This is a genomic window from Veillonella tobetsuensis (assembly GCF_001078375.1).
Lineage (GTDB): Bacteria > Bacillota > Negativicutes > Veillonellales > Veillonellaceae > Veillonella > Veillonella tobetsuensis.
On record NZ_BBXI01000008.1, the window covers coordinates 21,595 to 28,393 of the forward strand.

The following is a 6,799-nucleotide window of genomic DNA, read 5'->3' on the forward strand; positions in this document are numbered from 1 at the left end:
AAGAATGAAAGTTACAGATTTTGATTATGATTTACCAGAGGAGCTCATCGCTCAACATCCAGTAGAGCCACGCGATACATCGCGCTTGCTTACATTGGATAAAATAACTGGTGAATATACACATAAAGAACATTTTTACGAATTACTCGATGAATTGCAGGATGGTGATGTTCTTGTATTTAATAATACGAAGGTTATTCCTGCTCGATTGTATGGTTATCGTGAAGGTTCTGGCGGCAAGATCGAAGTATTGTTGTTAACACCATGTGGTGAAAATCGCTGGGAATGTCTTGTTAAGCCAGGTAAGAAATGTCCAATCGGCCAAGTCATTGTGTTTGATGAACGCTTAAAGGCGACTGTTATAGATAAGACTGATTTTGGTGGTCGCATTGTTGAGTTTGCTTGTGATGGTGTATTCGATGATATCATTCAAGATATTGGGGAGATGCCACTACCGCCTTATATTCACGAAAAATTAGAAGATAAAGATCGGTATCAAACGGTGTATGCAAAGGAAAAAGGTTCTGCCGCTGCACCAACAGCTGGGCTACACTTTACACCTGAATTATTGGAGAAAATTAAAGCTAAAGGTGTAGAGTTAGAGTTTGTTACACTTCATGTAGGCTTAGGCACCTTTAGACCTGTATCTGTTGATATCATTGAAAATCACGATATGCATAGTGAATTTTACAGCGTGTCTGAAGATACGGCCCGTCGTATTAATGAGGCGAAAGAAAAGGGCAAGCGAATTATTGCTGTAGGTACTACATCAATTCGCACCTTAGAATCTGCTTCTACCGATGACGGTGTATTACATGCTACTAGCGGATGGACTAAGATTTTTATTTACCCAGGTTATAAATTTAAAATGGTAGATGCATTGGTCACAAATTTCCACTTGCCACAATCTACATTATTAATGCTTATTAGTGCATTGGCTGGTCGTGAACATTGTTTATCGGCTTATGAGGCTGCTGTAAAAGAACGGTATCGATTCTTTAGCTTTGGCGATGCCATGTTTATACGTTAGGAGATTCTATGCCGAGTATTACATATGAACTACAGAAAACCTGTCCTCATACGGGGGCTCGCGCGGGTCTGTTACATACGCCGCATGGCACGTATGAGACGCCTATGTTTATGCCCGTAGGAACACAGGCTACAGTAAAAACAATGACACCTGAAGAATTAAAAGTCATTGGTTCACAGGTGATTTTAAGCAATACGTATCATTTGTTTTTAAGACCCGGTCCTGAACTCGTAGAAGAAGCAGGTGGTCTTCATAAATTTATGAATTGGAATCAAGCTATTTTGACTGATAGCGGTGGATTCCAAGTATTTAGCTTAGGCGATATGCGTAAGATTACGGAAGAAGGTGTAACCTTTAGATCTCATATTGATGGATCTAAACAATTCCTTTCTCCAGAGGTAGCCACAAAAGTTCAAGAGCAATTAGGTTCTGATATTGCGATGGCTTTTGATGAATGCATTCCATATCCTGCGGACCATGATTATGCAAAACGGTCTACGGCGCGTACTACCCGTTGGGCTCATCGTTGCCAAGAGGCTCGTCGTGCTCAGGACCGACAAGGTATGTTCGGCATTGTACAAGGCGGTATGTATAAGGATTTACGCAAGCAAAGTGCAGAAGAATTAGTGGCTATGGACTTTGAAGGTTATAGCATCGGTGGTTTATCTGTAGGTGAACCTCACGATTTGATGAATGAAATTCTCGAATATACAACACCTTTGTTGCCAACGAATAAAGCTCGTTATTTGATGGGCGTTGGTACAGCAGATTGTTTGGTAGAAGGTGTAGCACGCGGTATTGATATGTTTGACTGTGTATATCCAACACGGGTTGCGAGAAACGGAATGGCCATGACATGGCATGGGCGACTCAATATTCGCAATGCTCAATTTGCTCATGATTGGGGTCCTTTAGAAGAAGGTTGTCAATGTTATACATGTAAAAACTATTCTCGTGCTTATTTACGCCACTTATATAAGGCGGAAGAAATTTTAGCATTGAGACTTGTTACATACCATAATTTATATTTCTTATTAGAGTTTATGCGCCAAATGCGCAAAGCTATTTTAGAGGATCGATTCCCTCAATTTAGAATGCAATTTTGGGATAACTTTAATAAATAATATAAAAAAACTAGTCAAATTCATTTTGAATAGATATACTTATAAAGATAAGATGAATTTTAGTGAGGAGGATTACCAATGGGTGATATCGAACAAATTTTACAAACCAGCTGGCCAATTCTTTTAATGGTCGTAATTTTCTATTTCTTGTTGTGGCGTCCACAAAAGAAACAACAAAAAGAACGTGCTAATCTTCTAAGCAGCTTGAAAAAAGGTCAAAAAATTGTAACTATTGGTGGTATCTATGGCGAAATCATCGAACTTGATGATGAAAAGGTTAAGGTACAAGTAGCGGAAAAGGTTGAAATGACTTTTGCTCGTACTGCTATCGCATCCGTAGTTTCTAAAAAAAATAAGGAAACTAAGTAATGATAACAAAAGAAGCAGTGCGCCAGGCGTGCAAGTCCCAGCGCGCTGCTTTATCTATTGCAGATTGTGAATCTTGGGCACCTAAGCTGTGTCACGAGATTGTTCAATTACCTCAGTATGAACAGGCACAATCGATTATGGCCTACTTAGCGATGCCTAAAGAAGCCAATTTGGATGATGTTATAGAACATGCTTTACAGGCAGGTAAACGCGTTTATGTACCTGTTTGTATTGATAAGACAACGATGATTGCCGTACGTTTACATAATCTTGATGATGTAGTTCACGGTGTTCTGAATATTCGTGTACCTAAAGAACCATATGAAATCATAGATCCTAAGGATATAGATTTGATTTTGGTGCCTGGTTCCGGATTCGACCGAAACGGTGGTCGTATGGGTATGGGGAATGGTTATTATGACCGTTTCCTAAAAGAACTTTCACCATCTAACTACATCGCTGTCGCATGGCAAGTACAAATTATGGATAAGCCCATACCTATGGAACGCTATGACCAACGTATGCCCGCTATCGTTACAGAACAGGGTGTAATTCATGTCAATTAGAAGGGAGCAATAATTTTGAGAGGCAAGGCTATAGTTAAATTCTTAGTCGTTATTGCTGCTATTATTGGTTGTTTTGCGTATTTTATTGAACCCTTAGCAGGTTCATTAAAACAAGGCCTTGATTTGCAAGGCGGTACGCACATTGTGCTAGAAGCAGAGGATACTGAACATGGCACAGCCGATAGTGATGCGGTAGAACGAGCAAAACAAATCCTTGAACGTCGTATTAATGAAATGGGTTTGTCAGAACCTATCGTGCAACGTGAAGGGGCAAAACGTATTATCATTGAATTGCCAGGTGTTAAAGATCCTGATGAAGCAATGAAACGTATCGGTAAAACAGCGGTCCTTGAATTTAAGAATGAAAAGGGCGAAACTGTTATGACCGGTGATGATCTTAAAGATGCAAAAGAGGAAATGGGTCAAAACAAACAACCTCTAGTTGCAATCGAGCTTAGTGATGAAGGTGCAAAGAAATTTGCTGATCTAACATCTAAGAATATCGGTCGACACATTGCAATCACCCTTGATGGTGATGTGTTGACAAATCCTGTGGTTCAACAAGCTATTACTGGTGGTAAAGCTACAATTTCTGGTAGTCAATCACTAGAAGAAGCTAAAGATTTAGCAATCCTTTTACGCTCTGGTGCATTGCCTGTAAAAATCAATGTCCTTGAAGTGCGTACCGTAGGTCCTTCTTTGGGTCAAGACTCTAAAGATAAATCTGTAGTTGCCTTTGGCGCTGGTATCGCTATGATTATGGTCTTCTTGCTCGTACTATACCGCTTATCTGGTTTCGTTGCCAATGTAGCGTTGCTCGTATATGTTATGCTGTTATTGCTTGTATTAGGCAAAGGTTTTAATGCGACTATGACATTACCGGGTATTGCGGGTATTATCTTATCTATGGGTGTTGCCGTAGATGCGAATATCCTTATTTTTGAACGTTTTAAAGAAGAAGTTTTCTCTGGTAAATCCATGCGTGTTGCTATGGAAGCTGGTTTCAAACGTGCCCTTTCCACCATTACTGATGCGAACGTATCCGTTATTATTACGGCGGGGATTTTGACTCTATTGGGGTCTGGGCCGGTAAAAGGCTTTGCTATCAGCTTGGGTCTTGGTGTTGTAGTAAGTATGTTTACTGCTATCACTGTGAGTCATTTCTTACTTCGTTTATTGATTGATTGTAACTTTACCAATCATCCATTCTGGTTTGGTGCTAATATCTCACCAAGTAAAAGTGCTGATGTCTTTGCACCGAAATCCTTGAAAGGAGGTAAACGCAAATGAGTTTCAACGTAATTAAACATCATCGTTGGTGGTTTGTGATCTCCTCCATTCTTGTAATCGCTAGTTTAATATCTATTTTCTCAAAAGGTTTTAACTTTGGTATTGACTATACTGGTGGTACTATTGTTGAGGTCGTATTTGATCAACCTGTGGAGGTTAGTCAAGTGCGTGACGTTTTGAAGGAATATGGCCTTGAAAGTGCACAAATTCAGCTTTCAGGCGATACGACTGCTGAGACATCTGGTAAAGATGTAATGATTCGTACTCGTAATCTTGAGCCTAGCGAAAGTGCAGCTGTTGTAGATTCTATGACAAAAACTATTGGGACTAATACTGTTAAACGTATTGAAACCGTAGGTGCTGTTATCGGTTCTGAAGTAACACAACATGCTTTATTAAATCTTGTCATTGCCTTTGCCGTATTGGCTCTTTATATTTCTTATCGTTTTGAATATAAAATTGCTATATCTGCTTTGGCAGCTATTTTTCATGACTTGATTATGGTATTAGGTGTATTCTCCTTCTTCCAGTTGGAAATTGATGCATCCTTCTTAGCGGCTATCTTAACTGTTGTAGGTTATTCTATGAATGAATCAGTTGTTATCTTCGACCGTGTCCGTGAGAATGCACATACACATAAACGTACCGATACATTTGCAGATTTGGCAAATGCATCCATTGAACAAAGTATTCATCGTAGTTTCTATACATTAGCTACAGTTATGTTTGCCTGTGTATCTCTATTCGTATTTGGTGGGGATACAACGAAGAACTTTGCTCTTTGTATGATTATTGGTTTCTCCAGTGGTGCGTATTCCTCTATTTGCGTAGCCACATCCTTATGGGTGCTTTGGAAAAATAGAAATAAGAACGACATTCGCAATCAATAATTTGATTGTTATGTTGAAAGTTAAACCTCCAATTGCGTGTATCGTAATTGGAGGTTTTCTTATGCAAGTGTCCTTGTATTCTATAGAAATTGAGGGTACAATGATAGCATTATGGATTGATGTCTAGTTTAGAAAGTGTGATATTGTGAATCCTAATAGATTATGGAGCCCTGCTTTTATTACTTTCATCCATATTATTCTTCATTATAATGGGATTGTTTAATCTTACAACATCGCTTGAGACAATCTTTGTACTACGTGGATTACATGGTGCTATATTTGCATTAGCAACTACTGTTATGGCTGCCCTAGCCGTAGTAGTTTTACCAGGAGCCCGTAAAGGTGAAGGCATCAATATGTTTGCTGTATTTTCTAATATTGCCATGGTATTAGGACCAGCTGTAGGTTTATATGCATTACAGGCATATGGAAGTTCTATATTATATCTTTTCTTAACCATTATGACAGGTGTGGCTCTTGTGTTGAGTAATACGATTCGTTTACCTAAAGAACTAGCAAAACCAAAACACAAATCTATGAAGGGATGGCACATATCTCAATTTATTGAAAAACGAAGTTTACCTTGGGCACTGATGGGTTTATTTATTGGCTTTACTTATTCGGGGGTTCTTGTATTTATCCCTATAGAATTAAATAGTATAGGAGCTGGTGTATGGGGAAGTGTATTCTTTGCACTATTTGCGTTGATGATTATAATAAGCAGACCTTTAGTTGGTAAGATATACGCTCGATATGGATCGCGTTTTGTTATTTATCCTGGCATTATCTTATTTATAATGGGTTTGGCTATACTTGGAATAGCTGATACACCTGTTGGCATTATAGGTACCGCACCATTACTTGGTCTAGGTTATGGAGCCGCACAACCGGCATTCCAAGCTTTAGCAGTTCAATCGGCACCTATTGAAAGAGCTGGTGTATCTACGGCAACCTATTTTCTAGCACTTGATATTGCAGTAGGTGCAGGATCCATTATCTTAGCTATGATAGCTAAAGCATTGGGTTATCAGTATTTATATCAAATTACAGCACTTATTATGGTGGTTGCTTTAGGGTTATATCATTTTATCATTAAAGGCTATTCAAATTTTGAGGTGTAACAGTTATTGTAGAAGGAGAAGCATATGAAACCTCTGTTTATAAAGATAGATTTACTATTGTAAGATGTACTATAAGTTACAAACGGTGCTCTAATATGAGGTATTAATGAAATTTTATAAAACTAGTAAAAAGATGTTGACGTATTTTTCGTTTGTGATATACTAGTTAAAGTCGTTAGGACGCAGCGTAATTTCGAATGATAGCACCAATTAAAACCAATGAATTTAATTCAAAAAGTTTTGAAAAAGTGCTTGACGAAATACTCTGAACTTGGTATTATAATCAAGTCGCTAGCACACGAATGTGGTTAGCAAACAGATCTTTGAAAACTGAACAATGATAGGTAATCAATCAATATGATTGAACATATGCCAGAGTGCGGGTTTTGACAAAGTCAAAACCAACCAT

General features: G+C 38.5%; 7 protein-coding genes. All 7 read left to right on the forward strand.

Going from position 1 to position 6,799, the window contains the following annotated elements; all coding sequences use genetic code 11:
- Window positions 1–4 precede the first annotated feature (4 nt).
- The 7 genes from queA (at window position 5) to VEI_RS02775 (ending at window position 6,390) form a co-directional block, all read left to right on the forward strand.
- The gene (gene queA, locus VEI_RS02745) at window positions 5–1,030 is read left to right on the forward strand and encodes a tRNA preQ1(34) S-adenosylmethionine ribosyltransferase-isomerase QueA (RefSeq protein ID WP_059361762.1); all 1,026 of its coding nucleotides are present in this window, start codon (window positions 5–7) and stop codon (window positions 1,028–1,030) included.
- A gap of 8 nt (window positions 1,031–1,038) precedes the next feature.
- Window positions 1,039–2,154 carry a tRNA guanosine(34) transglycosylase Tgt gene (gene tgt, locus VEI_RS02750; protein ID WP_059361765.1) on the forward strand — a complete coding sequence of 372 codons (1,116 nt, stop codon included), beginning with the start codon at window positions 1,039–1,041 and terminating at the stop codon, window positions 2,152–2,154.
- Between the two features lie 78 nt (window positions 2,155–2,232).
- The gene (gene yajC / locus VEI_RS02755) at window positions 2,233–2,523 is read left to right on the forward strand and encodes a preprotein translocase subunit YajC (RefSeq protein WP_059361768.1); all 291 of its coding nucleotides are present in this window, start codon (window positions 2,233–2,235) and stop codon (window positions 2,521–2,523) included.
- Entirely contained in the window at window positions 2,523–3,089 is a 567-nt protein-coding gene (locus VEI_RS02760; RefSeq protein WP_059361770.1) for a 5-formyltetrahydrofolate cyclo-ligase, read from the forward strand. Before yajC ends, VEI_RS02760 begins: the two co-directional genes overlap by 1 nt.
- 15 nt (window positions 3,090–3,104) lie before the next feature.
- Entirely contained in the window at window positions 3,105–4,379 is a 1,275-nt protein-coding gene (secD, locus tag VEI_RS02765) for a protein translocase subunit SecD (RefSeq protein WP_059361773.1), read from the forward strand.
- Window positions 4,376–5,269 carry a protein translocase subunit SecF gene (gene secF / locus VEI_RS02770; protein WP_059361775.1) on the forward strand — a complete coding sequence of 298 codons (894 nt, stop codon included), beginning with the start codon at window positions 4,376–4,378 and terminating at the stop codon, window positions 5,267–5,269. Before secD ends, secF begins: the two co-directional genes overlap by 4 nt.
- A 170-nt stretch (window positions 5,270–5,439) precedes the next feature.
- On the forward strand, window positions 5,440–6,390 hold the full coding sequence (locus tag VEI_RS02775) for an MFS transporter (RefSeq protein WP_223209314.1): 951 nt from the start codon (window positions 5,440–5,442) through the stop codon (window positions 6,388–6,390).
- The last annotated feature ends 409 nt before the right edge of the window (window positions 6,391–6,799 follow it).

Coding starts and splice junctions, on each gene's coding strand:
- tgt (WP_059361765.1), top strand. CDS start 1,039: ATGCCGAGTATTACATATGAACTACAGAAAACCTGTCCTCATACGGGG.
- secF (WP_059361775.1), top strand. CDS start 4,376: ATGAGTTTCAACGTAATTAAACATCATCGTTGGTGGTTTGTGATCTCC.
- queA (WP_059361762.1), top strand. CDS start 5: ATGAAAGTTACAGATTTTGATTATGATTTACCAGAGGAGCTCATCGCT.
- VEI_RS02760 (WP_059361770.1), top strand. CDS start 2,523: ATGATAACAAAAGAAGCAGTGCGCCAGGCGTGCAAGTCCCAGCGCGCT.
- yajC (WP_059361768.1), top strand. CDS start 2,233: ATGGGTGATATCGAACAAATTTTACAAACCAGCTGGCCAATTCTTTTA.